General features: G+C 73.7%; 23 protein-coding genes. 8 read left to right on the plus strand and 15 right to left on the minus strand.

What is annotated here, in order from left to right; genetic code table 11:
* Positions 1 to 301: 301 nt before the first annotated feature.
* Positions 302 to 718, minus strand: coding sequence for a hypothetical protein (locus ACZ7KX_RS28970; protein WP_470329021.1), 417 nt, complete (start codon positions 716 to 718; stop codon positions 302 to 304).
* Positions 719 to 1,255: 537 nt separating this feature from the next.
* On the opposite strand from ACZ7KX_RS28970, the gene ACZ7KX_RS28975 reads away from it, so the two are divergent.
* Both ACZ7KX_RS28975 and ACZ7KX_RS28980 read left to right on the plus strand, forming a co-directional pair.
* Positions 1,256 to 1,951 carry a trypsin-like serine peptidase gene (locus ACZ7KX_RS28975; protein WP_470329022.1) on the plus strand — a complete coding sequence of 232 codons (696 nt, stop codon included), beginning with the start codon at positions 1,256 to 1,258 and terminating at the stop codon, positions 1,949 to 1,951.
* A gap of 550 nt (positions 1,952 to 2,501) precedes the next feature.
* Positions 2,502 to 3,545 (plus strand): SDR family NAD(P)-dependent oxidoreductase, encoded by a 1,044-nt coding sequence (locus tag ACZ7KX_RS28980; RefSeq protein ID WP_470329023.1) that lies wholly within the window; start codon positions 2,502 to 2,504, stop codon positions 3,543 to 3,545.
* A gap of 7 nt (positions 3,546 to 3,552) precedes the next feature.
* Here ACZ7KX_RS28980 and ACZ7KX_RS28985 read toward each other — a convergent pair whose 3' ends face one another.
* The 6 genes from ACZ7KX_RS28985 to ACZ7KX_RS29010 form a co-directional block, all read right to left on the minus strand.
* Positions 3,553 to 3,753, minus strand: a complete 201-nt coding sequence (locus ACZ7KX_RS28985; RefSeq protein ID WP_470329024.1) for a hypothetical protein — start codon at positions 3,751 to 3,753, stop codon at positions 3,553 to 3,555.
* A gap of 141 nt (positions 3,754 to 3,894) precedes the next feature.
* Positions 3,895 to 6,441: an FtsX-like permease family protein gene (locus tag ACZ7KX_RS28990; protein ID WP_470329025.1), complete on the minus strand. Its 2,547-nt coding sequence runs from the start codon at positions 6,439 to 6,441 to the stop codon at positions 3,895 to 3,897.
* A 104-nt stretch (positions 6,442 to 6,545) separates the two neighbouring features.
* The gene (locus tag ACZ7KX_RS28995; protein WP_470329026.1) at positions 6,546 to 7,319 is read right to left on the minus strand and encodes an ABC transporter ATP-binding protein; all 774 of its coding nucleotides are present in this window, start codon (positions 7,317 to 7,319) and stop codon (positions 6,546 to 6,548) included.
* Between the two features lie 208 nt (positions 7,320 to 7,527).
* A complete protein-coding gene (locus ACZ7KX_RS29000) occupies positions 7,528 to 8,820 on the minus strand; it encodes a sensor histidine kinase (protein WP_470329150.1) in 1,293 nt (430 codons plus the stop codon).
* Between the two features lie 92 nt (positions 8,821 to 8,912).
* Positions 8,913 to 9,563 carry a two-component system response regulator CseB gene (cseB, locus tag ACZ7KX_RS29005; RefSeq protein ID WP_470329151.1) on the minus strand — a complete coding sequence of 217 codons (651 nt, stop codon included), beginning with the start codon at positions 9,561 to 9,563 and terminating at the stop codon, positions 8,913 to 8,915.
* Between the two features lie 236 nt (positions 9,564 to 9,799).
* Positions 9,800 to 11,464: an immunity 49 family protein gene (locus ACZ7KX_RS29010; protein ID WP_470329027.1), complete on the minus strand. Its 1,665-nt coding sequence runs from the start codon at positions 11,462 to 11,464 to the stop codon at positions 9,800 to 9,802.
* A 235-nt stretch (positions 11,465 to 11,699) separates the two neighbouring features.
* Between ACZ7KX_RS29010 and ACZ7KX_RS29015 the strand changes: the two genes are divergently transcribed.
* Together ACZ7KX_RS29015 and ACZ7KX_RS29020 are read left to right on the plus strand one after the other, a co-directional pair.
* Positions 11,700 to 12,257, plus strand: coding sequence for a hypothetical protein (locus ACZ7KX_RS29015; RefSeq protein ID WP_470329028.1), 558 nt, complete (start codon positions 11,700 to 11,702; stop codon positions 12,255 to 12,257).
* 139 nt (positions 12,258 to 12,396) lie between these two features.
* Complete coding sequence (locus ACZ7KX_RS29020; protein ID WP_470329029.1) at positions 12,397 to 12,540, plus strand: hypothetical protein; 144 nt, start codon at positions 12,397 to 12,399, stop codon at positions 12,538 to 12,540.
* Positions 12,541 to 12,607: 67 nt separating this feature from the next.
* Here the strand turns inward: ACZ7KX_RS29020 and ACZ7KX_RS29025 are convergent, their stop codons facing one another.
* Together ACZ7KX_RS29025 and ACZ7KX_RS29030 are read right to left on the minus strand one after the other, a co-directional pair.
* Positions 12,608 to 13,996 carry a glutamate decarboxylase gene (locus ACZ7KX_RS29025; RefSeq protein WP_470329030.1) on the minus strand — a complete coding sequence of 463 codons (1,389 nt, stop codon included), beginning with the start codon at positions 13,994 to 13,996 and terminating at the stop codon, positions 12,608 to 12,610.
* A gap of 134 nt (positions 13,997 to 14,130) precedes the next feature.
* Positions 14,131 to 15,501: a chloride channel protein gene (locus ACZ7KX_RS29030; RefSeq protein ID WP_470329031.1), complete on the minus strand. Its 1,371-nt coding sequence runs from the start codon at positions 15,499 to 15,501 to the stop codon at positions 14,131 to 14,133.
* A 261-nt stretch (positions 15,502 to 15,762) separates the two neighbouring features.
* Here ACZ7KX_RS29030 and ACZ7KX_RS29035 point away from each other — a divergent pair, with 261 nt between their 5' ends.
* Together ACZ7KX_RS29035 and ACZ7KX_RS29040 are read left to right on the plus strand one after the other, a co-directional pair.
* Positions 15,763 to 16,608, plus strand: coding sequence for a hypothetical protein (locus ACZ7KX_RS29035; protein ID WP_470329032.1), 846 nt, complete (start codon positions 15,763 to 15,765; stop codon positions 16,606 to 16,608).
* 442 nt (positions 16,609 to 17,050) lie between these two features.
* Entirely contained in the window at positions 17,051 to 17,377 is a 327-nt protein-coding gene (locus ACZ7KX_RS29040) for a hypothetical protein (protein WP_470329033.1), read from the plus strand.
* Between the two features lie 422 nt (positions 17,378 to 17,799).
* On the opposite strand, the gene ACZ7KX_RS29045 is transcribed toward ACZ7KX_RS29040, so the two are convergent.
* The gene (locus ACZ7KX_RS29045) at positions 17,800 to 18,306 is read right to left on the minus strand and encodes a mycothiol transferase (protein ID WP_402802717.1); all 507 of its coding nucleotides are present in this window, start codon (positions 18,304 to 18,306) and stop codon (positions 17,800 to 17,802) included.
* 259 nt (positions 18,307 to 18,565) lie between these two features.
* On the opposite strand from ACZ7KX_RS29045, the gene ACZ7KX_RS29050 reads away from it, so the two are divergent.
* Positions 18,566 to 19,297: a L,D-transpeptidase family protein gene (locus ACZ7KX_RS29050; RefSeq protein WP_470329034.1), complete on the plus strand. Its 732-nt coding sequence runs from the start codon at positions 18,566 to 18,568 to the stop codon at positions 19,295 to 19,297.
* Between the two features lie 84 nt (positions 19,298 to 19,381).
* On the opposite strand, the gene ACZ7KX_RS29055 is transcribed toward ACZ7KX_RS29050, so the two are convergent.
* The 5 genes from ACZ7KX_RS29055 to ACZ7KX_RS29075 all read right to left on the minus strand — a co-directional run bounded on the left by ACZ7KX_RS29055 (position 19,382) and on the right by ACZ7KX_RS29075 (position 23,930).
* On the minus strand, positions 19,382 to 19,858 hold the full coding sequence (locus ACZ7KX_RS29055; RefSeq protein WP_470329035.1) for a hypothetical protein: 477 nt from the start codon (positions 19,856 to 19,858) through the stop codon (positions 19,382 to 19,384).
* A gap of 78 nt (positions 19,859 to 19,936) precedes the next feature.
* A complete protein-coding gene (locus ACZ7KX_RS29060) occupies positions 19,937 to 21,094 on the minus strand; it encodes a toll/interleukin-1 receptor domain-containing protein (RefSeq protein WP_470329036.1) in 1,158 nt (385 codons plus the stop codon).
* 148 nt (positions 21,095 to 21,242) lie between these two features.
* On the minus strand, positions 21,243 to 21,962 hold the full coding sequence (locus ACZ7KX_RS29065; RefSeq protein WP_470329037.1) for a TetR/AcrR family transcriptional regulator: 720 nt from the start codon (positions 21,960 to 21,962) through the stop codon (positions 21,243 to 21,245).
* 127 nt (positions 21,963 to 22,089) lie between these two features.
* The gene (locus ACZ7KX_RS29070) at positions 22,090 to 22,635 is read right to left on the minus strand and encodes a RipA family octameric membrane protein (RefSeq protein WP_470329038.1); all 546 of its coding nucleotides are present in this window, start codon (positions 22,633 to 22,635) and stop codon (positions 22,090 to 22,092) included.
* The gene (locus ACZ7KX_RS29075) at positions 22,629 to 23,930 is read right to left on the minus strand and encodes a hypothetical protein (RefSeq protein ID WP_470329039.1); all 1,302 of its coding nucleotides are present in this window, start codon (positions 23,928 to 23,930) and stop codon (positions 22,629 to 22,631) included. The genes ACZ7KX_RS29070 and ACZ7KX_RS29075 overlap by 7 nt, the downstream gene beginning before the upstream one ends.
* Positions 23,931 to 24,394: 464 nt before the next feature.
* On the opposite strand from ACZ7KX_RS29075, the gene ACZ7KX_RS29080 reads away from it, so the two are divergent.
* A complete protein-coding gene (locus ACZ7KX_RS29080; protein WP_470329040.1) occupies positions 24,395 to 25,957 on the plus strand; it encodes a hypothetical protein in 1,563 nt (520 codons plus the stop codon).
* The last annotated feature ends 87 nt before the right edge of the window (positions 25,958 to 26,044 follow it).

Below are 26,044 nucleotides of genomic sequence, written 5' to 3' on the forward strand. Positions count from 1 at the left end.
CCCACCATAGGCCTCACCGCCCGCCGACGCCGCGCCAACTCCCCTGCGGGGAGGCCGGATCCGGCGTCCCCGGCGGGCGAACACGCGGAGTGCGGCCACCCGCTGTGATCACCGCTGGTCCGGTCCGTTTCGCGCCGCCGAGCGCCACGTTCCGTGGCCGGTTCCGGTGCCGGTCCCGGTGAGGCAGTCCGCGTACGGGTCGGCAACACGTGCACGCGGCCCCGGACACGGATCCCGGATCACGGATCACGGATCACGGATCACGGATCACGGATCACGGATCACGGATTCGGTCGGCCGCTCACCCGGCTGTGGCACCCGCCGCGACGTGGGCCACGACCTTGATGCACACGAACGTGGTGAATCCCACGCCGAGATCGTTGGCCAGGGTGACGGTGAGCCGGTAGTCCCCGGCCGCGAACGGTCCCACCGAGGGGTTCATCAGCGGCCCCGCCGTACCGGCGGGCAGGTCGGGTTCGGAGAAGTCGCTCGCGGCCCCGTCCACGTCGCTGTCGAACACGGTGTCGTGATCGACGCTGTCGGATCCCGGGCATCCTTCCGGGATGCTCTGGATGACCAGACGGTCGACGAAGGCGGCGATGTCATGGTTGCTGATGTTGCGTGCAGACCATTGAACGCGAAAAGAATCGTCATCGTGAATGATGGAAATGTCCGGAGTGATCGGATTACTGACGTTGGCAAACACGATGTCCGTCATGACGTGACTCCCGTCCACGAGTTCCACACATGCACAAGGGTCCCGTCCACCATCATTCACCGCGGTTCGGGCCGACGCCAAGCGAGGACCGAGGACCTCCCGTACGCCCGAGGCCGCACGGCGGCGTGGCCGTGCCCGTGACCGGGCCCGTCCTGCGGGGGTTGCACCGGCATGACGATCCCTCCGCCGCCCCGGCTGCCGATTCCCGCCCCGCTCGACACCGGCTCCGAGCCAGAGCCCACACCGGTCGAGGGACACGGCCGGGCGCCCTCGTCCGCACGGCGGACACGAGCCGTCAGACGGGCCGCGGCGGTCGCCTCCGCCCTGGCGCTGGGTGCCGGGCTCGCCCCGACCACGTCAGCGGCAACCCCGCACCCGGGCAATCCGGTCGCGGAGCAGCTCGGCAGGTACTGGACCTCGGCCCGCATGGCGGCCGCGCGGCCCGTCGGCCCCGACTCCGCCGCACCGGGCACACCGGCCACGGCGGACGGGCCCCGGCCCGGCGAGTTGGTCCCCCCGAGCAGGAGCTTCGACGGCATGCCGCAGACCGGCACGTTCTTCTGGACCGACGCCGTCGGGACGCACCGCACCTGCACCGGCTCGGTGGTTCGCAGCCCCGGCCACGACCTCGTGCTGAGCGCCGGGCACTGCCTCACCGGATCCTCCGGCACCTCCCCCAAGCGGCACCTGGGATTCGTTCCGCAGTACCACGACGGACTCGCGCCGTTCGGCATCTTCCCGGTCAGGACCGGCGGCGTCTACGTCCCGCAGGAGTACTACGACCGGGGCCCGCACGCCGGGGCCGCGTACGACTTCGGCTTCGCGAGGACCGAGCCCGACCGGGACGGCCGGCGGATCGAGGACGCGGTCGGCGCGGTCGAGCTGCTCACCGGCTCCGGCCACCGGCACGCTGCGGTGCGGATGATCGGGTACCCGGCCGCCTCGCAGCGGCCACTGGAGTGCCTGAGCCGGACCACCCGGTGGGCCAGCGACGACCCCGCGGATCCCGGCACCTTCGTGCGCATCGCGTGCGACGGCTTCGTCGGCGGGACGTCGGGCGGGCCCATGCTGGTGCCCCGGCCCGGCGGCTGGGCCGTGATCGGGACCATCGGCGGCTACCACATCGGCGGCAACACCCGTCAGGTCTCCTACAGCGCCTACTTCGGCTCCGTCACCCGCGCCCTGTACGAAGCCGCGACCACCGGCGCAGCCCCGGCGGGGCCGAGTTCCTGAGCCCGGCCCCGGGGTCCCGGGAGTCCCACGGCCGTGTCGGTCGGGCCGACCGGCCGGGGTCTCGCGAGCGATGGGGGTGACTCGCGAGGCCCCGGCCGTGTGGGAGGCCAGCCGCGGTGACGGGGGGCGCGGCTGCTCGGCGGCCCGACTGCGGTGGGGCCGCCGTGCCGGGAATGCTAGACCCGCGAACCGGCCACGAACAAGGCTTTGACCTGGGATTTTCCGGCCGCGGACATGCCATCCGGAAGGGGTCGCTCCGGACCCCCGTTCCGCGGCCGCCCGTCCGTACGCGCCCGAGGAATCGGGGGCACTCTGCACGCCGGGCCGGGCCGCGCGGGGGCCGCGCCGAGCCGGACCGAGCCGCGCGGGGGCCGCGCCGAGCCGGACCGAGCCGCGCGCTGTCGGCCGAGTGTCGGCCGGCTGTCAGCGGGGACAGCGACCTGTCGGCGGGCTGTGAGCCACCGACGAGACCGTGGGAGCCGGACGCGGACCGCCGAGCAGGTGCGGGCCCGCCCACGGCCAGACCACTCCGAGCCTCCGGGAGCCCGCCATGCCCACCACTTCCCCCGTGCCCTCCGTACCCTCCGCGTCCCGGGCCTCGCGGTGGGACGTCCACCGACTGCCTCCCGCAGCAGGAAGGAACGTCCTGGTCACCGGCGGCAACGCGGGGATCGGGTACTTCGTCGCCGAGCAGCTCGCCGGTGCCGGGGCCACGGTCGTCCTCGGGAGCCGCGACCGGGCGAAGGCCGAGGCCGCGATCGCCTCCATCGGCTCGCGCGTCCCCGGCGCCAGGGTGCGGCACGTGCCCCTGGACCTGGCCGACCACGCTTCGCTCGCGGCCTCCGTGGACGCGCTCGGGTTGGACCGCCTCGACGCGGTCGTCCACAACGCCGGGGTGGCGCTCGACCATCCGCCGCGGCGCGAGACCAGGGACGGCCACGAGCTGATGTTCGCCACCAACCACCTGGGCCACTTCGCGCTGACCCACCACCTGGCCCCCCTGCTCATGGCGACCCCGGGGAGCCGGATCGTCACCACCGGCAGCTTCGCCGCCAAGTCCGAACGCCTGGACCTCGACGATCTCCAGAGCACGCGCGACTACCGGCCCAAGCGCGCCTACGCGCGGTCCAAGCTGGCCCAGATGCTCTTCGCCGTCGAACTCGACCGCCGCCTGCGCGCCGCCGGCAGCACGACGCTGAGCGTGCTCGTTCACCCCGGCGGCGCACTCGACTCCCTCACCCCTTCGCGCCCGCCCGTCCACGTCCGGACCACCGGCGAGCGGCTGCGCCACCTACCGCTCGGCCTCGTCGTCCAGGGCAAGGACGCCGCCGCGTGGTCCGCTGTCCGGGCCGTCCTCGACCCGGGCGTCCGCGGCGGCCAGATGTGGAGCCCCCGGGCGTTCGGGCTGCGCGGTGCACCCAGGATCGAACCCCTCTGGGACCACCTCACGGACGCCACGGCCGCGGCACGCCTGTGGGCCGCCGGCGCCGACCTGACCGGCACCGACCCGATGGCCGTTCACCGCGCCGAGGGATGGGCGGGCGGCCCGGGCCGCCCGCCCATCCCCACCGATGGCGGCCGTCCGTCGGTCTGACGTACCGTCAACTGTCGTTCTGTGGAACGGTGAGATTCTTGGTGAGCCACTCCGGTCCCATCGGGATCAGCTTCCCGAAGTCCACGGTCCTGTGCCGGCCGCCCGGCTGCTCGTAGTACTCGACGGCGGTCGGGGGGACGGCCTTGGCGACCCAGTCCTTGACCGGGTTGACCCCGTAGGAGGTGCCGCCGCCGGCGGTGGCGAGCATCCTGACGTCAGCCTGCCCCCGCTCCGGGTGGAGCGGGGGCGCCGTCCCCGACTCATGACGATGCTTCAGCCCGTGCGCGTTGCCCGGCCTCGCCGGACCGTTCGGGAAACCGCCCCCGGACCGGGGCCGAGGCAGGGTGCCTCACCCCCGCGCGGTCGCCGTCAGGGGGCCGAGCGCGGCCGCGCGACGGGCCGGGACCGCGGCGGCGAGGGCGCCGATCACGAGCGAGGCGGCGCACACCAGGAGCAGCGTCCCCCAGGGCAGTGCCATGGCGTAGTGCTCGACCGCGCCGGTGGCCAGCGGGCCGACGGCCCAGGCGCCGGCCAGTCCGGCGGCCAGCCCGAGCAGGGTGCCGAACGCGGCGATGGTCACCGCCTCCAGGCGGATCATCCGCCGGACGCCCCCGCGGTCCAGGCCGACGGCCCGCAGGAGGCCGATCTCGCGGGTGCGCTCGGCGACCGACACGGCCAGGGTGTTGACGATGCCGAGCGCGCCGATCACGGCGCCGACCGCGAGCATTCCGTACAGGACGGCCAGCAGGTCACCCATGGTGCCGGCGGCCTCGCGGACGAACCCGTCGCGGTCCTGCACCTTCAGCAGCGGGCTGTTGCCGACGGCGGTGCGCAGCCGCTCCTCCATCGCCTTCGAGCTGCTGTCGGTGCGCACGAGGATCCGCTGGACGGAGCCGGGCAGGTAGCTGTCGGGCGCCACCTCGGCGCGGCCGGCGAGCACGTCGAGCGCGGTCGGGTTGTCCCGGTAGACGCCCACGACGGTGTACGGGCGGGCTTCCTGGGCGCGGCCCATGCGGGCGTCGAGGCGGTCCCCGGGGCTGAGGTGGCGCTCCCGGGCGACGGTGGCGGAGACGGCGATCCGGCCCGGACCGAGGTCCCGGACGGAGCCGCTGGTCACGTCGAGCCGTACGACGGTGCCCAGCGCGTCGGGGTCGACCCCCGCGACCTGCAGGACCGTTCCGCCGGCCACCAGGGTGGAGTCCGTGACGCCGCTCGCCGCCCGCACCCCTGCGGTCTCGGCCACCCGCCGGACGGCGGCCGCGTCCACGCCGTCGGTGGTGGAGCGGGAACCGATCACGTAGTCGGCGACCAGCCCGGCCGCCGCCCGGTGGTCGAGGGCCCGCGCGGCGGAGTTGCCGATGGTGGCGAGCCCGGTGACCAGCGCGGTGCTGATCATCAACGTGGCGGCGGTCGCGGCGGTGCGCCGCGGGTCGCGCAGCACGTTCTCGCGGGCGAGTCGCCCGGCGACGCCGAAGCGGCCGGTGAGCCGTCCGAACGACCGGACCACCGGGATGGCGAGTACCGGCGCGAGCGTGATCAGGCCACCGCCCAGGAGGGCGCAGCCGAGCATCGCGCTCCGCAGGTTCCCCTCCGAGGCGTCCTTGGCACTTCGCAGCGACACCAGCAGCGCGGCGCCGAGGACGGCCAGGGCGAGGCCCGCCGCGGTGCGCAGGCGCAGTCGGCCCGCGGGCGGCTGTTCGGCCGTCCGCAGCGCCTCGATCGGTGCGACCCTGGCTGCCCGCCGGGCCGGCAGCCACGCGGCGGGCAACGTGACGCCCACCCCCACGGCCAGCGCCGCGACGACGGAATCCGGGCCGATCGCCAGGGGGCCGCGCGGCAGATCGCCGCCGAGGAGGCCGGGCAGCAACGAGGCGATGCCGAGGCCGAGCAGGAACCCGGCCGCCGACGCGAGGAGCCCCACCAGCAGGGCCTCCAGGAGGACGGAGCGCGCCACCTGGCGGCGCTGCGCGCCGATCGCCCGCAGCAGCGCGACCTCCCGGGTGCGCCGTGCGACCAGCATGGTGAAGGTGTTGACGATGAGGAACGAGGCGATGAACAGCGAGACCCCGGCGAGGACCAGCGGCAGCTTCTCGTAGCCGCGGGTCAACGTGCCGACGAGGACGGCCTGTTGGGCGGCCTGGGCGGCGCCGGTGGTGACCTCGGCACGGTCCGCGGGGAGCACGGCGGCGACGCGGCGCGCGAGCTCGGACGGGTCGGTGCCGGGCGCGGCGGCGAGGTCGATTCCGGTGTAGTGGCCCGGGGTGGCGAACAGTTGCTGGGCGGTCGCCCGGTCGAACAGGACGAGGGTGCCACCGGCGGTCACCCGGGTGTCGTCGGTGGTGACGATGCCGACGAGTCGCTTGGTCATCGCCGGCCCGTCGGTGGCGAGCGTGACCGGCTCGCCGAGCTTCAACCGGCCGGCGGCGGCCGTGCCGCGGTCCACGGCGATCTCGCTGCCGTCCTTCGGGCCCCGGCCCGCCACCAGCGGGTAGCGGCCGTCCGTGCCGTCCGTGCCGTTCGTGCGCGGGACGTAGGCGGCGGCCTGGTTCGCCCACCGCGCACCGACCCGCAGCGGGGTGCCGTCCGCGGCGTTCAGGACGGCCGAGCCGTCGGCGGTCGGCCGGACGGCCGCGACGCCGGGGACGTCGGCCAGCGTCCGCGCGAGGAGGTCGTCGAGCACGCCGGGCTGCTGCCCTGCGGCGGCGCCGGGCCCGGCTTCCCTGGCCGTCACGGTGACCGCGATGTCGGCGAAGTCCCTTGAGGCGGCGGCGCGGTGGGCCGCCGCGGTGGAGTCCGCGAACACGAGGGTCCCGGACACGAACGCGACACCGAGGCACACCGCGAACACGGTCATGGCCAGCCGGGCCTTGTGCACCAGGGCGTTGCGCACAGCCATTCTCAACACGGTCGTCCTCCTGGGGAGTCGGCGAGGTCGGGGGGTCAGCGGTTCGGGAGTCAACGGTTCGGGAGTCAACGGTTCCGGGGTCAACGGTTCCGGGGTCAACGGGCGGCGGCGCGCGCGTCGGAGCGCTGCATGACCGCCAGCACCCGGTCGGGAGTGGGGCGCACCATCTCGTCGACCAGGCGGCCGTCGGAGAGGAATACCGCCCGGTCGGCGAACGAGGCGGCGACGGGGTCGTGGGTGACCATGACCACGGTCTGGCCCAGTTCGCGGACGGAGTCGCGCAGGAAGCCGAGGACCTCCGTCCCCGTGCGGGTGTCGAGGTTCCCGGTGGGCTCGTCGGCGAAGACGACCGCGGGCCGCCCGGCCAGGGCCCGGGCGACGGCGACGCGCTGCTGCTGCCCGCCGGACAGCTGCGCGGGCCGGTGGCCGAGCCGCTCGGCGAGGCCGACCATGGCGACCACGCGGTCCAGCCAGTGCGGGTCGGGGGCGCGCCCGGCGAGGGCGAGCGGCAGGGTGATGTTCTCCAGCGCGGTGAGGGTCGGCAGCAGGTTGAAGGCCTGGAAGACGAAGCCGAGCCGGTCCCGGCGCAGCCGGGTGAGCTGCCGGTCGTCGAGGGTGCCGAGCTCGGTGGTGCCGATGCGCACCGAGCCGGAGGTGGGGGTGTCGAGACCGGCGGCGCAGTGCAGCAGGGTGGACTTGCCGCAGCCGGACGGGCCCATGATCGCGGTGAACTCGGCCTCCCGGAAGCCGATGCTCACGCCGTCCAGGGCGGTGACGCGGGTGTCGGCGGCACCGTAGACCTTCGTCAGGTCGGTCGTGGCGGCCGCGATGCCGGGGGTGTGGCTCAGGGCCAGGGGGTCGACGGTCACGGGGGGCTTCCTCCTCGGTGCGGGAACTGCACGTCGAAGGATGTCCGGGGAACGTATCGGAGCCCCCGGCCGGCGTGTATCGGCCGCCGCTCCGGTGCGTATCGGTTCGGCGGCCGCGCTGTCGGACGGCCGTCGGGCGGGTCGCTGCCGGCCGTCGGGGGGCCGCCGGCCGTCGGGGGGTGCCTGCCGTGGGGTGGCTGCCCGGCCGTCAGTCCGGCGGCAGGGACAGGGTGGCGACGGCGCCACCGTCCGGGGCGTTGTCCAGGCGCAGTCCGGCGCCGAGGAGCCGGGCCTGGCCGAACGCGATGGTGAGGCCGAGGCCGTGGCCCGAGCCGCGCTCCCGGGCGCCGGTGTGGAAGCGGCGCGGGCCGTGGAGCAGCAGGTCCGCCGGGAAGCCGGGACCGTGGTCGCGCACGACGACCGTCCGTCCGATGACGGCGACCGTGACCGGGGCGGCGCCGTGGCGGTGGGCGTTGACGACGAGGTTGCCGACGATGCGTTCCAGTCGGCGCGGGTCGGTCTCCACGTACCCGGAGCCCTCGCCGCCGCCCGTGCCCTCGCCGTCGGCCGTACCGTCCCCGCCGACCGTGCCATCCCCGTGGGCAGCGCCTTCCCCGTCGTCCGAGCCGCCCCCTTCCACGGTGACCTCGGCGTCGAGGCCCGTACGCGCGACCGCCTCCGCGACGACGGCGCCGAGCGGCACCCGGGCGCGGACCGGCTGTTCGGCCCCGGCGTCGAGGCGGGAGATCTCCAGCAGGTCCTCGACCAGACCGCGCAGGTCCCGTACCCGGTCGCGCAGCAGGTCCTCCGTCTCGCCCGGCGGGAGCAGGTCGACGGCGGCGATCAGGCCGCCGACGGGGGTGCGCAGCTCGTGGGCCACGTCCGCGGTGAACCGCCGCTCGGCGCCCAGGCGTCGGCCGAGACTGTCGGCCATGAGGTCGACGGCGGTGGCGATGTCGGCCACCTCGTCGCGGCCCCCGGTCGGCCCGGTGCGGGCGTCGAGGTCCCCGGCGGAGATCCGGCCCGCGGTCTCGGAGACGCGCCGCAACCGCCGCGCGAGCAACCCGGCCCCGTACACCGCGACGGGTACGGCGGCCCCGAGCGCGATCAGCGAGGCCAGCGTCACGATCACGTCGAGCCGGTCCAGGGTGTGGAGCTCGGGGCTCATGTTGATCCGGACGGCGAGCACCGGGCTGCCCGGCCCCGCAGTGCGCTGGGCGCCCCAGACGCTCGGCCCGAGGTTCCCGTCGACGCTCCCGTCGTAGGCCGTGTGCCGGTCGTCGTCGGCGGGGGCGCGCAGCGCGGCGGGCAGGTCGGGCGGGTCGAGCGCGGCGCCGTCCACGAGCGCGCCGGTGCGACGGTAGACGTCCACGGCCGAGTAGACCGTGTTGAAGGCCCGGGCGTCGGCGCGGCTGCGGATGTCCTGCGCGGTCCACAGGTGCACCAGGACGCCGACGGCCGCCGCGACCAGGCAGGCGGTGAGGGCGGCCAGCGCGGCGATCTTCCACCGGAGCGACGTACGGCGCGTACGGTCCGGACGGCCCGGACGACTCGGACGGCCCGTTCGCGTCCCGCGAAGCGGTCGCACCGGGCTCAGCGCCTGAGCTTGTAGCCGAAGCCGCGGACCGTCTCGATCCGGTCCCGGCCCAGCTTCCGCCGCAGCCGCTGCACGCACAGGTCGACGACCCGGCTGTCGCCGTCCCAGCCGTAGTCCCAGACGTCGCGCAGCAGGGTGTGCCGTTCCAGCACGACGCCCGGGCGGGCGGCGAATTCGAGGAGCACCTTCAGCTCCGTCGGGGTCAGCGCCACGGGCGCGCCGGCGACGGACACCTCCATGCCGGCGGTGTCGATGACGAGGTCCCCGAAGGCCAGGGCCTCCGCGGCGGGCACGGCCGGTTCCGGCCCCGGGAGCGGCGGGTACGTCGCGCGGCGCAGCAGCGAGCGGATGCGTGCGACGAGCACGAAGGTGTCGACCGGCTTGACCACGTAGTCGTCCGCCCCGGCCTCCAGCCCGGCGACGACGTCGAGTCCGTCACCGCGCGCGGACATCATCAGCACGGGCACCAGGCTGGTCTCCCGCACCCGGCGGCACAGCCCGATCCCGTCGAGGCCGGGCAGCATCACGTCCAGGACCAGCAGGTCGAAGCCCCCGTCCCGGAACAGCTCAAGCCCGGTGAGCCCGTCGGCCGCGGCCGTCATCTCGTACCCGTACCGTTCGAGCGCGACCGTGAACGCGCGCCGCATCAGCTCGTCGTCCTCCACCAGCAGCACGCGGATCGGGCGGGTGTCGGACACGGGCGGATGGCTCCTCTTCGGACGGCCGCCGGGGCGGGGGCGGAACGTGAAGGGACGATACAGCAGACATTCGGACATACCCGTCGTGCCACCGGCACCGATGCCCGATCAAGCGCTCCCTGATGCACGACGGATACAAAGCCCCGGGCGGCACGCGTCGGGACGGGACGGGCCCGGACCCCGCGTCAGACGGCCCCGGCCCCGGCCGCGGCGAGCAGGCGCGGCGGGAGGTAGGGCGAGCGGACGTGGACGGCCCAGCCGCGGCTGCGGCGCGCGTGGCAGGCCAGCGCGAGGACGTCCAGGCTGAGCGCGGCGCCGAAGTCGGTGGCACGGTCGGCGACGGAGTGGTGGTCGCGGTGGGCCTCCAGGGCGTCCAGCAGGGCGAGGTTGAAGCTGGTCTCGTCGCCCCGGACGAGCTGGGAGAAGAGGACCACCGGGGGCGGCAGGAAGCCCTGGTCCCGGGTGCGTTCCACCTCCTTCAGGGCCCGCTCGGTGGCCGGGAGCGGGTCGGCGCCGCGGAGGTGGTCGTGCAGGGCGATGCGGTACGGGGCGAACGGGGTGCGGTCCTCGGCCGCGATGGTGGGGCCGGCCTGGACGAGCGGGTCGAGGTCCTCGGGGCTGCCGGTGATCAGGGCGTAGGAGAGGGCCGTCCCCCAGAAGACCGGGCCGAAGTCCCTGTCCCGGCTGGCGGCGAGCCGCAGCGTCCGGCCGTCGATCGTCACCTCGGCCTCGGTGCCCGGCTCGGCGAGGGCGGCCCGGAACACGGCGGCCCCCAGCCGGGAGCCGAGCCGCAGGTTGGCGAGCTGGGCGTCGGTGGCGTCGGCGGACTGCGAGGCGCGCGCCGCGAGGAGGTAGGTCTGGTAGCGCAGCGCGCCGGTGAGCTCCCACGCGTCCAGCGGCTCGCCCTCCTTCGGTGTGACGGCCTCCGCGGTGCGCCGCTCGAACCGCGCCTCGCTGTCCGGGCTGAGGGGCAGGGCCGGGCTCGGCCGGTCGACGTCGACGGGCCCGGCGGCGAGCCGGGCGACGGCGTCGGGGCGCGGGTCGCGGCCGAGGCCGTGGACGCGCGGGCCGGGGGTCTCGAAGCCGGTGACCAGGGCGTGGGGGAGGTAGTGGGTGTCGACCGCCGGGGTCCAGCCGTGGGTGCGGTACGCGCGGGCGGCGAGGGCGATCGGGACGAGCGGCAGGAGGCTTGCGGGCCCGGTGCCGTGCGGGCCGTCCTGGAGGAGCGCGAGCAGGGCGGCGTCGAAGGCCTCGCGGTCCCCGTCGGTGAGGGCGCGCAGCGCGCGCAGGCCGGGCTGCGGCTCCACGGGGGCGGGGAAGTCGCCCTCCTCGAAGAAGTGGGCCACGAAGGCGTCGACGAGTTCGAGGGCGGGAGTGACCGGCTCGTCGGGCATCAGCTGACGGGCCCAGCCGAATGCCTCCCCGTGCGGGGAGACCCTGTCGGCGACGATCGCGAGGCAGAAGGCGTCGAGCCACTCCCGCGCGGTGACCCGGTGGCGGGGGTCGCGGTCCTCCCCGTACTCGGGGTCGTAACTCATCCCGAAGTTCGGGTAGTCGAGGAAGACGTGGAAGCTGTCGACCGGGTAGTAGGCGGCGAAGGAGACCGCGCCGGCGGCGGCCTCGCAGGCGTCCTTGAGGACCGCCTCGGCCTCGGCGGAGTCCAGGTCGGGCCGGGTGGTGGAGAGGGCGCCGAGGTAGTCGAGGAAGGAGTCCGCGATCAGCTGCCACTCGGTGGTGGTCATCAGGCCGGCGCGGGAGTAGGAGTGGACCTGCCTCCCGATCCGGTTCACGAAGTCCTCGCCGGCCTCCAGCACCCGCGCCTCGTCCACCTGGTGACGTTCGATCCGCACAGCCCTGCCCCCTTGATCATCGACTTGGCCCCAGCCTAGGCAATGGGACGGACATCGCGGTCCGCGGGCCTCACGGCACGGCACGGCACGGCGGTAGGCCGAGCGGAGGAGGAACGGCTCCCCCGCGGGGGGAGTCGGTTCCCTCCCTGCGGCGGAGGCCACGACCGGGGGTGCACTGGGAGGTTGGAGGACGTCGGGAACGGCCCGACTCCCTTCTCCCCTCGGAGGATCGACCATGCGCAAGCTCACCACCGCCGTCGCGCTCGCCACCGCGGTCGCGGCCCTCGCGGCCGGGACGGCCGGCACCGCCTCGGCGGCGACCGCGTCGGCCGCCCCCGTACCGGCCCGGCACCTCGCGCTGGACGGCTGGACCCTGCTCAACGAGCACGGACCGGGCCCCAACCCGGGCGAGCGGCTCACCGCGTGGGTCAGCGCCCGTACGGTCGACGGCAACGCCCGGGGGCACGCCGTGGTGCAGCACGTCTTCGAGACGAGCGGCACCGTCCGGGCCGAGTTCGACGTCGACTGTCTGACCGTCGACGGGAACGGCGCCGTCACCGTGACGGGGCCGATCTCGCGGACCGTGATCACCCCGCTCGGGGGCGAGCCGTACCTCTTCGACGAGGGCCGGCACCCCGAGGCCGGCCTCACCTTCTACCCGACCGACGAGCAGCACCAGGGCCGGGTCGGCTGGGGCCGGACCGACCCCGCGATGCACTCCGCGGTCACCAGGTGCGGCGCGGTCCCGGCCGGCTTCTGGATCCTGGACGGCGGAACCTTCCTGCGCCGCTAAGGCCCGCGGGCCGAACGGCCGGACGAGCCCGGATGCGATGTCGACCCCGACCGGGGCCCGGGCCGGGGTCGGCGGCGGGGGACGGGCGGTGGTGCCGGCTGAAGTCCTGGCCGCGAGTGGACCGGCTCGGGTGATACTGATGCGCAGCCTGCTGACGGACGTCAGCTCGGTGCTGATCCCCGAACACGCGATCTTCCTGACGGCCCTCTGGTGTGCCTGCGCCCTGACGGGCCTGGCCGCCGCCGCCGGCTTCCTCGCCCTAGCCCGGCACACCCCGGACTGACGCCCGTCGTCGCCCTCGGCCCCCGCCGTTGCCTGCCGGGGCGGCGGGGGCGTGCCCGGTGGGGCCGTCAGTGGTGGAAGCCGACGCGGTCGCGGTCGTGGGGGCGGCCCTGGTCGAGGATCTTGATGGCCCGGCGCATGTCGTCGGCGAGCAGCTCGATCTCGTCGCGGTCGACGCCGTGGCGGACCAGGACGCGCTGGATGACGGTCTCCTGGCGGTCCGGCGGCAGCGGGTAGGAGGGGACCTGCCAGCCGCGCATGCGGAGCTGGTCGGAGAGGTCGTAGAGGCTCCAGCCGACCGAGTCGGGGTCGGTGAGGGTGTACGAGACGGCGGGCAGGGCGCCGACGCCGTCGTAGAGCAGGGTGAAGGGGCCCATCTCGGTGATCTGCCGGGCGAGGTGCTGCGCGGTGTCGGCGCAGGCCTGGTACACCCGGCGGTACCCCTCGCGGCCCAGGCGCAGGAACATGAAGTACTGGGTGACCACCTGGCCGCCCGGCCGGGAGAAGTTGAGGGCGAGGGTCGGCATGTCGCCGCCGAGGTAGTCGACGTGGAAGACCAGCCCGTCCGGCAGCGCGGCCTGGTCCCGCCACAGCGCCCAGCCGACGCCCAGCGGGGCCATCCCGTACTTGTGGCCGGAGGCGTTGATCGAGGCGACCCGCGGCAGGCGGAAGTCCCAGACCAGGTCGCGGTGGAGGAACGGCGCGATGAACCCGCCCGACGCCGCGTCCACGTGCAGCGGCACGTCGAGGCCGGTCTCCACCTGCAGGCGGTCCAGCTCGGCCGCGATCTCCGCCACCGGCTCGTAGGTGCAGGTGTACGTCACCCCGAGGATCGCGACCACGCCGATGGTGTTCTCGTCGACGTACTCGCGCAGCTGGTGCGGTTGCAGTCCGGTCGCCCCGGGCTCCACCGGCACCTGGCGCAGCTCCACGTCGAAGTACCGGGCGAACTTCTCCCAGCACACCTGGACCGGGCCGCACACCAGGTTCGGCCGCTCCGTGGACCGGCCCGCCGCCTTCCGGCGGTCCCGCCAGCGCCACTTCAGGGCGAGGCCGCACAGCATCGCCGCCTCGCTGGAGCCGGTGGTCGAGCAGCCGACCGCGTTGGACTCGCCGGAGCCGGCCGGGGCGTGCCAGAGGTCGGCGAGGATGTTCACGCACCGCGACTCGATCTCGGCGGTCTGCGGGTACTCGTCCTTGTCGACGATGTTCTTGTCCAGGCAGAGGTCCATCAGCCGGCGGACCTCGTCGTCCGTCCAGGTCGTGCAGAAGGTGGCGAGGTTCTGCGCGGCGTTGCCGTCCAGCAGGAGCTCGTTGCGCAGCAGCTGGAATACCACCTGCGGCGGCGCCGGGATGTCCGGCATGGCCCGCTTGGGCAGGGGGTGTTCGCTCAGTGGTGAGGCGAAGATGTCGACGGCCGCATCGGACGCCGGCTCCTGTGCGTTGTGGAGAGCCACCGGTCACCTCTCGTATCGTCCTCGGATCCTCCGAATCGGACACTACGGGCAGAACCGAGGTCCCGGCCTGCGGGCCTACGCCGTCCGCCGCATCCCGCCGCATCCCCTGGGCAACGCCCGCCCCCGGTCAGGACTCAGGCCGCGGGCGCCTTCGGCTGCGCCGGCGGCTGCACGTCCGGCGGCGGCGGCGGAGCGGCGGGGAGCCGGGCGAGCCGGAGCGTGCCGACGTACGAGACCACCACCGCGACGATCACCAGCGGCATCACGGTCAGGCCGGCCTGGCCGAGCAGCAGCGTGGCCAGCAGGACGGCGGTCATGGGCAGCTTCAGCATGGCCACCGTCATCGCGCCGATCCCCACCGCGAATCCGGCGGTGGTGCCCAGGCCGGGAAGGTGGCTGAGGGCGAGCCCGCCGACCGCGCCCGCGAAGACGGCCGGGAAGACCGGGCCGCCGCGGAAGGCGCTCATGGAGGCGCAGTAGGCCAGCGACTTGCACAGCAGCAGCACGACGAGGGTCGCGGCCGTGTAGCCCGAGGCGCCGTCCAGCAGCGGCCCGAGCGCGTCCTGCCCGGAGAACAGGACACCGCTGACCGGCCGGTCGGTGATCTCCGCGTACGCGAACGCGATCACGCCGACGGCGACGCCCATCAGCACGGTGAGCGGCAGCCGGCGGCGGTCCACCACGCCCTGCAGGGTGAGCGCGGAACGCCGGATCGCCTCGCCGAGCAGCGCGGCGGCCACCCCCGCGACGACCGCCCAGGCGAACTCCCCGAGGGTCGGCCGGCCGGCGGCCGGCACCTGGTTCAGCGCCAGCGAGTACGTGCCCAGGCCCGTCCAGCTGCCGAGTCCGGTGAGGATCAGCGACCCGATGCCCGCCGAGAGCAGGCCGGGGACCAGCACCACGCCCAGCATCGGGCCGCCCAGCCCGGACGCCTCCATCAGGAGGAAGGCGCCGATGAGGGGGGAGCCCAGCAGTTCGCTGATGGCCGCGAAGCTGCCGGCCGCGCCGATCACGGAGACGGCGCTGGGCGGGGCGTCCCGCTTCAGCGCACGGACGGCACCGACCGCGAGCCCGCCGCCTAGCGCGATCAGCGGGGCCTCCGGGCCGAGGACGACCCCCAGGCTGAGCGAGACGACCGCGGCGATCAGCACTCCGGGCACCGAGGCGAACGACGGCGTGCCGCCGGTCTTGAGTCCTTCGGCCGGCCTGTGGCCGCCGCCGCCCGGCAAGTGGCGGATCGTCAGGGCGACCAGCACGCCCGCCACCGCGAGCAGCGGGATCGGCCACCAGTCGGGGGTGCCGGCGAAGCCGAGACTCTTCGGCAGGTCGGTGTAGACCAGCGACTGGAGCTCGGTGACCAGCGCGAGGAAGCCGAACGCGCCGGCCGAGACCGGGACACCGAGCAGTGCGGAGATCACCAGCACCGCCACGTACCCGCGGTTGCGGACGATCTCGTAGGGGTTCTGCGGCGCTGCCGCGTCCTCGGTCGGCGGTCCGGGCGGCATGGGCATCCCCTCGGGGTCCGGCCCGCCCGGGAAGTCCGGGTCGTACGGGCCTGGGTCTGGTGGCGGCGCGGGCCGGGCCGAGCGGCGGCCGGTGGCCGGTGCGCATCCGTCCTCCGATCATGGCGGGCGCGAGCGGATCCGTCCGGCTGCGGCACGCTCGGACTCGTGGGCTGCGGCTGCGGCTGCCGGTCCCGGCGGACGGCCGTCCGCGGTACGGCGTTGCGCTCGGCGGACGGTCCGTCGGGCGTCTAGTCTCGGCTCGTGGGACGACAGCCCGAGCAGCGCGCCGAAGGCGCGGGACCGTTCACCACCCGGCTCACCTGGCACCCGCCCGGCGGCGGCACCGCCGTGTGGGAGTCACGGCCCGCACGGCGCCGCGGCATCCTCGCCGTCCACCCGCCCGGCGCGGCCGCACCCCGGCCCACCAGCGCCGACGACACCGCCCTCGCCCGGCTGCGCCGGCTCAACGTCATCGCCGCCACCGCCTTCGTCATCGGCGGCGCGCTCTTCGCCGCAGGCGCCGCCGTCGCGCAGTTCGGCTCCGGCGACGCGACCACCTGCGCCTCGATCTACTTCGCCGGCGGGCTCTTCTTCAACACCGGCGGCTTCGTCTCGCTCCTCCAGGTCGTCAACGCCCCCCGCCACGTGCCGGGCGGCGAGGGCCGGCTGGTCACCCGCCCGTGGCGCTGGTGGAGCTACGAGCCGACGCGGGTCGACTGGCTGAGCGCGTTCGTGCTGTTCACCGGCACCCTCGTGTTCGGCGTCAACCTGGTCTTCTCCTTCCTGCAGGGGCTGAGCGTCCGGCAGGTCAACCGGCTGATCTGGACGCCCGACGTCATCGGCTGCCTGCTCTTCCTGATCGCCGGCCACCTCGCCTTCGCCGAGATCTGCCACGGCCGGCCCTGCATCCGCCGCCGCAGCCTGGGCTGGTGGATCGTCGCCGTGAACCAGCTGGGCTCCGTGCTGTTCATGGTCTCGGCACTCGCCGCCTACACCCGCCCGGCCACCGACAGCCTGGTCAACTCCGACATCGCCAACTGGGGCACCCTCACCGGCGCGCTCTGCTTCTCCCTCGGCGGTGTCCTGCAGTACGTCGAGCGTCCCTGACGCGGCCGGAGCGGGGGAATGCCGCCCCGGTCGGCCGCCCCGACCGCAGTACCGGCGACGCCTCCGCGCCGACGGTTTGAGACGTCTCCAGTTCACGTCCGCCGCCGTCCCAAACCGCAGGTCGTCGACGTGAGACACCGTCTACGGGGCCCGGGCGCCGAGCAGAGCCGGCATCAACCGCGCCCCGCGCGCGTACATTTGTGCCCATCTCGACAGCCCGTCCGCGGCACCACGACACGGACACCCGACGAGACGTTCGACAGCCCCCCGCCTGAGCCCTCCCCCTTCACCCGATCGATAGACGTGTACATGATGACAGCCCGTGGGCGCCACACAGTACCCGACCCCGATCGGCGACACCCCTGGCAGCCGCCCCACTCCCCGGGCCGGCGGCGCCGGACGAAGGCCAGCAGCAGCGGTACCCATCGATGAGGAAGAACTGATGAAGAAGATCACGGCCGCTCTCGGCCTCGCCGGAACGCTCATTGCCTCCACGCTCGCGCTCGCGCCGACGGCCTCCGCGGCCTCCTGCCCCTGGCCGTACGTGTGCTTCGAGGACGGCAACGGCAACATCCTCACCATGTACAAGGACCAGGGCTGGCAGAACACCAGCTCGCTGACCCGGTCCGCCGCCTACGTCACCAACGCCCGCCACGACGACTGCGCCCTGCTGAAGTACAACTCCGGCTTCATCGACCGGCTCTACCCCGGTCAGGGCTGGTCGCTGGGCTCGCAGGTCGTCGCGATCGACATCCTCAGCGGCTGCTGACCCGCCGGCCCCAGGGCCGTGACGCACGGACCCGGTTCCACGATCTCGTGGCAGCCGGGTCCGTCTTCGCGTTTGCCGTCGACCACGGCGGACCGGGACCGCGAGCCGGGCGCCGGACGAGGCACTCGCCACCGGCGCGTTCCGCGTCGTACCGCCCGTCCCGGGCCTCGACGAGCCGGGACCGACCCCGTACCCGCCGCCCCCTCGCACCCGCCGAGCCCGTGCTCTCGGCCCTCCCCGCCGTCGAGCCCAGCCCCGCCGTCGCCCCCGGCCGCCCGTACCGCTCGCCGGCCCGGAGTCCGACCGGCACTGAGGACCGACCACGCCCCGGGGCCGGCGAGGAGTGACCGCTTCGGCCGAGCCCGTCGGTGGTGGTTGTGCCGCGCGCCCGGGCTGTCGGCGCCGGGCTGCCGCACCGGGGCTCAGTGCCGGGGCAGCAGGCCGCGGACGAAGGCCGCCTGGCCGACGTGCTGGAGGTCGTCGGAGATCACGCTGATCAGACGCACCCCCAGGGTGACCGGGGGCTGCCAGGCCTCGTCGACGATCCGGACGAGGGAGCGGTTGTCGAGGCCGCGCACGTAGTCGACGGTCCGTGCGTGGACGGCCTCGTGGTAGCCCAGGAGGAGGTCGGCGGTGGCGATGACCTTCGCGACCTGTGCGGGTCGGTGCCCGTAGCCGGTGGAGGCCGCGGCGAACGGCAGCTCGAACCGGCCCGCCCAGCCGTCGGCGGTCCACACCTGTTCGCGGTCGGTGGCGTCGGCGAGGTGGTCGTCCTGCACCCGGGTGAGGTGCCAGACCAGCCAGGCGATCGAGTTGGCCGAGTCCTGCACCCGGAACGCCAGCTGCTCGGGGGTCAGGCCGTCGACCACGTCGGCAACCGTGTCACGGATCCGGTCGAACGCGTCTACGAGTAGATCGGCGCTGGTCACACCGGTCACTGTCGCCTCCTGGTCGAGTACGTCGTCCCACCGGCGGCGTGGCGGGTCACGCGCCGCCCCGACGATTGTGTCCCGCCCGTCGGGCCCCGGCCACCCGGGCCCGCCGGTGTCGGTGCTGGCGCGGGTGCCCCCGCGAGCCGATCATGGCCCTGCGTGGTCGGGACCACCCGGAGTGACGCCTTCGCCCGCAGAGGGTCCGCTGCCTCGTCCCGCCGCCCGCCCGTGCCGTCCACACCAGAAGGGCCCCGCCATGGCCGTCTCCCGGACACTCCCCGCCGACCGCCGCCGTTCGGCACTCCGTCGCACGAGCGTGGCCCTCGCGCTCGGCGCCGCCGTCACCCTGACCGGTGCCGGCCCCGCCCAGGTCGGGACGGGCAACGGACCGTTCCCGGTGCCGGTGGCGACCGGCCCGGCCGACCAGGTGATCACGGTCAAGGCGGACGGCACCCGTGCCACCGTGACCCTGTGGGCCCGCCAGGGCGGCTTCTGGCGGGCCCTCGACTCCACCGCCGACGCGCGCATCGGCTCCGGCGGCCTGCACGACGGAGCCACCCGTGTCCAGGGGACCGGGACCACACCTACCGGCACGTACACCCTGACCCAGGCCTTCGGCATCGCGCCGGACCCGGGCACGAGGATGCCCTACCACCACGTCACCCCGCACGACTGGTGGGTCCAGGACCCGTCCTCCGCCTACTACAACCGCATGCGCACCGACACCGAGGGCGGCTTCCACCTCACCGAACAGGGGCCGCTCGGCAGCGAACACCTCGTCAACTACCCCGTCCAGTACGACAACGCCCTGGTCATCGACTTCAACACCGCCCCGGTGGTGAAGGGCCGCGGCGCCGGCATCTTCCTCCACGACCTCGGCCCGCAGGCCGGCGCCACGGCCGGCTGCGTCGCCGTCCCCGCCGCCTTCATGGCCAGGACGATGCAGTGGATCGACCCCGCCGACCACCCCGTCATCGCGATCGGCTAGGCACCCCCGGGACCGGTTCCCGGAGCGCCATCGGTGCCGCCCCTGCGGGGCCGTGTGCTGCGGCGGCGGGGCCGTGCGCGCCGGTCAGTCCTCGCGGCGGGTCATCTGCATGTGCCAGTTGGTGATCCACGTCCGGCCGTCGTCCACGGAGAACGCCTGCTCCCAGTGGGCGGAGGTGGCGGTGATCCCGGACCAGACGAAGCGGACCTTCACCTTCCGGCCGGCGTACTCGTCGTCGCCGTGGAAGAGGCCGGTGCCGTCCGGACCGAACCGGCCGGTGACGGGCGGGAAGAGGACGCCGGCGCGCCCGTTCGCCCAGTACAGGGACCACGCGTCGGCGGCCGGGTCGTACAGCCGCAGGGTCAGCCCCGCGAAGCCCTTGGTCGGGAAGTCGATCTCATCGAAGCTGGCCCGCCCGTCGAAGTGGGCCGAGGCGCGGGTGAGGCCCGGGAACTCCTCCCAGTGGTCGTCGCCCTCGGCAGGGTCGAGGAAGTCCTTGCGCCAACGGTTGACGACGTCGTAGGTGCCGGTGAGGAAGCCGAAGCCGGTGCTGTTGTCCATGCGTCGCAGGCTAGGGACGCTCCCCTGACACCTGCTGTCAGTGGAGTTCGACGGGTTTCCCGCGGGCTCGGAGCGTCCTCACCCTTCCCGCAGGTCGCGGACCAGGCGGCTGACGGACTGGTGGAGGGCGAGGCCGTCGTCGCAGAAGTCCGGGATGTAGTACTCGCGGATGGTGCGGGCCACGTCGTAGCCGGCGTCGGCGTCGAAGAGTTCCCAGCGCAGCAGCCGCTCGTGGGGAACGATGCGGATCGGGAAGAGCTTGCGGGTCCCGCTCTCGCGCTCGGCCCGTACGGCCCGGCCGATCTCGGTGGCCACCCAGTTGCTGGCCATGCTGGCCTCGGACAGCACGAGGATCATCCGACCGCGCCGCTGGATCTCCTCGGTGACCTGCTCCAGGATCGTGCGGCCGCCGCGGATGTCGTGCGGGGCGAACCAGGTGTCCACGCCGTTGGCCTCCAGCTGGTCGCGCAGCTCGGTGGCGAAGGACTCGTCGGCCGCGCTGTAGCTGATGAAGACGCTGGGGCGGGCCGGCTCGCGGGCGCCGCGGGCGGTGTCGCGGTAGGCGCGCACGGTGTCCGGGTCGGCCCCGGCCCGGACGAAGAACCGTTCCAGCCCGGCGAGGTCGCGCGTCAGCTCCCGGACCGCCCGGTCGTCGTGGAGTTGCTCGCGGGCCACGTCCAGGGCGCGGCTGTTGAGGATGAAGGAGGTGGAGATGGTGCGCTCGTCGATCCGGCAGAGCCCGTCGACGACCACCGGATCCAGGGTGGTGGCGACGAGTTTGGCATCGGAGAAGACGTTGAACCCGAAGTGGGCGTCGTCGAACCGGGCGCCGAGGAAGGTGACCTCGTCGAAGACGGCCTGGACGAAGAAGGCCTCGCGGTAGTTGCCGCCGAAGCTCCCGCCGCGGAAGGTGGCCTTGAAGAAGTCGGCGGCGCGGAAGGCCGCCTCTTCGAGGTCGCAGTGCAGGAACCGGGCCTCGACGAAGGAGGCCTGGATGGCGTTGATGCGGCGCAGGCGGCAGCCCCGGAACTCGCAGCGGTCGAAGGCACCCAGGGCGAGGACGCAGTCGTCGAACTCGCAGTCGACGAAGACGGCGTCGCTGAGGTCCTCCTGGCCGAGGCGCAGCCCGGTGAACGTCCGGCCGGTGAACTCGCGGGCTCCGGCGGCGTATTCGGCGAGCAGGGCCCGGGTGGCCTGCTCGCGGGCGCGGTCGGTGCCGGTGTCGCGGTCGGTCATGGGTGGCCCCCGAGGTTCCTGCGGACTACGAGCCGGACAGCTTGAACATAGCACCGGGGCAAGGCAGTTCAGCACGGATCGGGTCGGCCGGGAGCGGGCCCCTCGACCGTTCCTGCGGAACCGGGCCCCGGGCGCGGGCGTCCGTCCGTCACGACGGCGGCCGGTAGTCCGCCCCCAGGCCCATCCGGTCCATCAGGTCCCGCATCAGCATCTCGAACATCGGCTCCTGATCGACGATCAGCGGCGCGAAGTGCGCGAAGACCTCCAGCGCCACCTGGCCGTAGATCGAACGCCAGCAGGAGAGCATCACGACCAGCGCGCCGAGCGGCATGTCCACTCCGGTCGCCGCGCGGTACGCCGCCATCTGCTGCCGCAGCAGCGGCTCCAGTTCGTCGTCGGCCAGGACCGGATAGGGGCGGGCGTTCCAGAGCTGCACGAACACCGGGCCCCAGACATCGGAGAGCCGACGGACCCAGTCGCTGCTCATGTCCGTCTGCGCGTCCGCAGCCGCGGCCGTCGGCGTCCCGAACAGCAGGTTGAACTCCTGGCGGTGGACCAGGGCCCAGTGGCGGAAAGCCCGGGTGGGGGCGATCAGCCGGGCCGCGAAGTCGGTCTCGGACTCCGCGTCGACCGCCGCCTGCAGATCGAGCGCGAGGTCGGCGACGATGTCACGGGCCGCGTGCCGGACGATGTCCGCCAGGTTCTCGAAGTGCCGGTAGAGCGCCGCCGGCGTGACGCTCACCCGTCGCGCGATCTCCGCGAGACTCAGGGCGTCCACCCCTCGCGTCGCAATGATGTCCCGGGCAACGGCCCTGACGTCCTCCGACATCTGGAGGCGGAGCCGGTCGCGTCGCGTCAGCGTGTTCATCTTCCCGCTCTTCCCAGGCCCAGACGATTGCACGTTCGAATGCGTCGTATGGTACCGACCCGGGATCGTGTCCACTTCAGCACGGTAGCGGACCCGGGCCCGGGCGCGCCGCCGCCCGGCCCCACCGTCAGGCCAGGTTCACCGCCACGGCACCGGCGGTGACGTAGAAGAGCAGGAACAGCACCGGGATCCACAGCTCCACCAGCGTGAGCGGGAGGTACTGCCGGATCGTCTTCCCGTCCCCGAGCTCCACCCACTCGGCATCGTAGGCGCGGGCCGGAAGCCGCTGCTCCAGCGCCCCGATGACGCGGTACTTGGCCCGGTTGAGCTGCCGGTAGGAGGCGATGAGGAGGATCCAGGCGGCACACTGGCCCACTGCCACCAGCCCGGCGACCACCAGCCCCCAGGTCGGCAGCCCGTGCAGGACGTTGACGCGGACGGTGCCGACCGCAGTCAGCAGGGCCGCGTTGACGGTCAGGAAGAAGGTGTTGGTCAGGCTCCGGCGGGCACTGATCCGGTCCGCCATCTCCACGTACAGTTTGTACTGCTCCAGGACGGCCGCCTGGTACTTCTCGCCCGCCGAAGCGTAGTCCTGCACGCCGACGCGGCTGTTCCACAGCCGCGCGTCCAGCGGGGTCGGGGCGACGGACGGCGCCTGGCCGGGGATCACCACGCCGCCGCCTCCGCGACCGTCCCGCTCTCCGGCGGCAGTTCGCCCTCCACCTCGCGGACCCGGATGTCGGTCCGGCCCGGCTTGGTGCGCGAAGGGCCGACCTCCTCGACGTCGACCACGACCCGGCGCCCCTCCGTCACCCGGCCCGCCTCCAGGTCCTCGCGCAGCGACGGCGACATCCGCCGCACGTGCAGCAGGGCCAGTGTCGGCAGCTCGGGGTGGTCGTCCAACGTCACCAGAACGAAGGACTCGTTGACGACGGCGACGGTGGCACCCTGTCGCTCTCCGGGCCTGGGGTAGTCGTCCGGCGACGGGGTCGGCCCCGGAACGGCAGGGGTCGCGGGCTGGTTCGCGGCACCGATCTCGATCCGCTGGCGCACCCGGTCGACCCACCGGATCACCACGGGCACCTCGTCGCCCTCCTTCAGCCCGACCGCTTCGTGCTGTCGCAGCCGGGAGCGGCCGCCGCCGGGCAACTCGACCCAGACGCCCGCGTTGTTCACCAGGTGGACCCGCGCGGTGAACACGGAACCGCGCTGGTAGGTCCGCTCCCAGGTGTCCCAGGGGTCCTCGCCCTCCTGCTGGGTGAAGACCAGCACGTTGTCCCGGTACACGAAGAAGCCGGGGATGTCCCGGCCGACGTGGTAGCGCTGCGACATCTGGTCCGGAATGGTCTCGTGGTAGCCGACGTCCCGCTTGTGCATCTCGGCGATCCGGCGCGGGTTGCGGACGTCGCGGACCCTGATGTGGTCCTCGCCGACCTCCTCGACCTTGGCCCTGGCGCGCTGGCGGTCCTCCGGCATGTACGGCCGCAGGTCCATCTCCGGCTCACGGCGCTGCCGGCGCAGGGCTTCGATCTCCGACTGCAGGCTGGTGCGCAGCTCGAACAGGCCCCGCACGCTCCACTCGTACCACACCACTCGGAACTGCCCCAGTGCGTTGCTGGGGACCAGGGCACCCTTGTGGGCGATCACCACCAACCGCTTGCGCAGGCACAGCGCCCAGGCCAGCTCCATGGCCACGGACGTCGACGGAACGGACAGGTCGGCCACCACGATCCCGGCCCGGTCGATCCCGGACCAGGCGACGTCCATCGCACTCTCGGTGGTCCCGGCGACCTTGTCGGCGCGCTCGGCGCGGAGGTCCCAGTTCCTGATCCAGTCCTCGAAGTGTCCTTCGTACAGGTCGTCGAAGTTCTCCGTGTTGCCGTTGGGCAACTCCTTGTCGCCGTACGGCATCGCGAAGAAGACCATGTCCTCCTCGACAGACCCCTGACGTCTCAGGTCGAGCGTCAATGTCCCCTCCCCTTCGGTTTTCTGACGGTGAATTACAAAGTAACGGGTATTTACACCCGGCGGCACGGGTCGCGCAATGCGGACGGCGGGAATCCCCTGCACACCGCCCAGCTGCGCGCGGGGGCGCGTGCGCGGCGAACGACACCGAGGGGACGAGCGCCCCCGGAGCGCGCGAATCCGCCCCTGGCGCCTCGTCAGCCTCCCGAACTTGGGCTGTACATGCCGACTGGTGTACGTTCTGGCCAGGCAAGATCCACTGGTTCCGACTTCGGGGGCCTGAAGCCTGGTCGACGGCGGATCTCGACCTTCTTCAGCCCGGCCCCCTCCACCTCCGCCGGCAGTCGGCCGGGGTCGTCCCGTCCGGGTGGAGCTTGCCGACGCCACCCAGGGCATGCGCCCGAGATCCGCGCATGCCCGCGGTCCTCCCTGTCCGCCTGACGCCGAAGGTGATCCTCCGTTTGTCCATGCGCACCCGCACCCTGCCCGTACTCACCGCATCCGCCGTGCTGCTGCTCAGCGCGTGCGACCACACGGCACCGGCAGCCCCGCCCGCCGACCCCGCCGCGGCGGCGGCCCCGGCCCTGCTCGCCCCGACCGAGGCTGCCGCGCCGCTCTCCCCGTCACCCGCCGATGACCCGAAGGTCACGCTGGTGACCCCGGCCGCCGACCACGCGTCGGCGGGCCCGTCGGTCGCCCCGGCCGCACCCCTCCCACCGGTCACGCCGGTCACGCCGAAGTCGGCGCCGAGGAGCGTCTCGCCGCAGAACGGGCCCGTCCCTTCGCCCGCGAGTCCGTCCCCGGCCGGCACGCCGGTCGTGGCCGGTACGGCCGGCGCACCCGTCGTGGCCGGTACGGCCGGCGCGGACGGTGCGCCCGGCCTCAAGCTCGACTCCTACGACAAGGGCACCGGCAAGGCCGTGCTCGCCGTCGCCGACACCGGTAGGAACGCCCCGAGCCCGAGCGCCAGTGCCGCCGCCACAGCTGCCGTCCGGGTCGGCCAGGTCATCGACAGCCCGCCATCGGCCGCCGCGCCGCAGGGTGCGCTGCTGGCGATCACCGAGGTCAAGTCCGTCGGCGCAGGGAAGGTGGCGGTCAGCACCCGCCCGGCCACCATCTCCGAACTCCTCGGCGACACCTGGGCCAACGTCAAGAGCGCCCTCGACCCGCGCAAGATCCAGGTCACCCCGCGGGTCAAGGACCTCAAGGCCTCCTACGTCCCGAAGGCCGACGGCGGCCAGGGCTCGGCCTCAGCAGCACTTCAACTGAACGCGAGCGACAGCATCGCGCTGCCCGGTGGGGCCAAGGCCGCCCTGACCGGCTCGATCGAACTCGACCCCAGCGTCGAGTTCTCCTACCAGGGCTCCCGGGGCATCCTCCGCCCCGAGCAGGCCAGGATCGGCTTCGACCTCGGCGCGCACGCGGACTGGCACCTCACGGCGAGCCTCACCGGCTCCACCGGCCCGGTCAGGATGCCGATCGCCACACTCACCGCCGCCCCCACCGTGATGGTCGGCCCGGTCCCGGTCGTGATCACCCTCAACGTCACCGTGTACGCCGCGATCAGCGCCGACGGCAGTGTCACCGTCGACACCACCCAGAGCATCGACGGCGCGTGGGCCGTCCACTCCGACTACACCAGGGCGGGCGGCTGGACCAGCACCACCGAGCCCGTCAGCACCAAGGTCACTCCGGTCAAGGCCACGTTCTCCGGCCGGGCCGACGTCCGCGCCGGCCTGGTCGCCGAGGGCTCGGTCGCCCTCTACGACACGGTGGGCGTGAAGGCCAGCGTCGAGCCGTACCTGCGGGCGTCGGTGGACGGTTCGGTCACCGTCGACAGCAGTGGCGCCAAGCCGGTCGTCGAGGGTACGGCCGGCCTCTACGGCGGGCTCGACGTGAACGGAGCCTTGATGGCGCGCATCGCCGTCTTCGGCACCCCGCTGCTGGAGAAGGACCTGCCGTTCAAGATCTACCACAACGAATGGCCCATCGCTGCCGGCTCGTACCGCAGCGCCGACCGAAACGGCTGACGACCAGTCACGGTGCTCGCTCTGGGCCGGGATTGATTCCCGGCCCAGGGCCCGGGCAAGGCGGTCAGGGCGCTGCGAGGCCCTTCA

Source organism: Kitasatospora sp. NPDC038210, assembly GCF_055600605.1.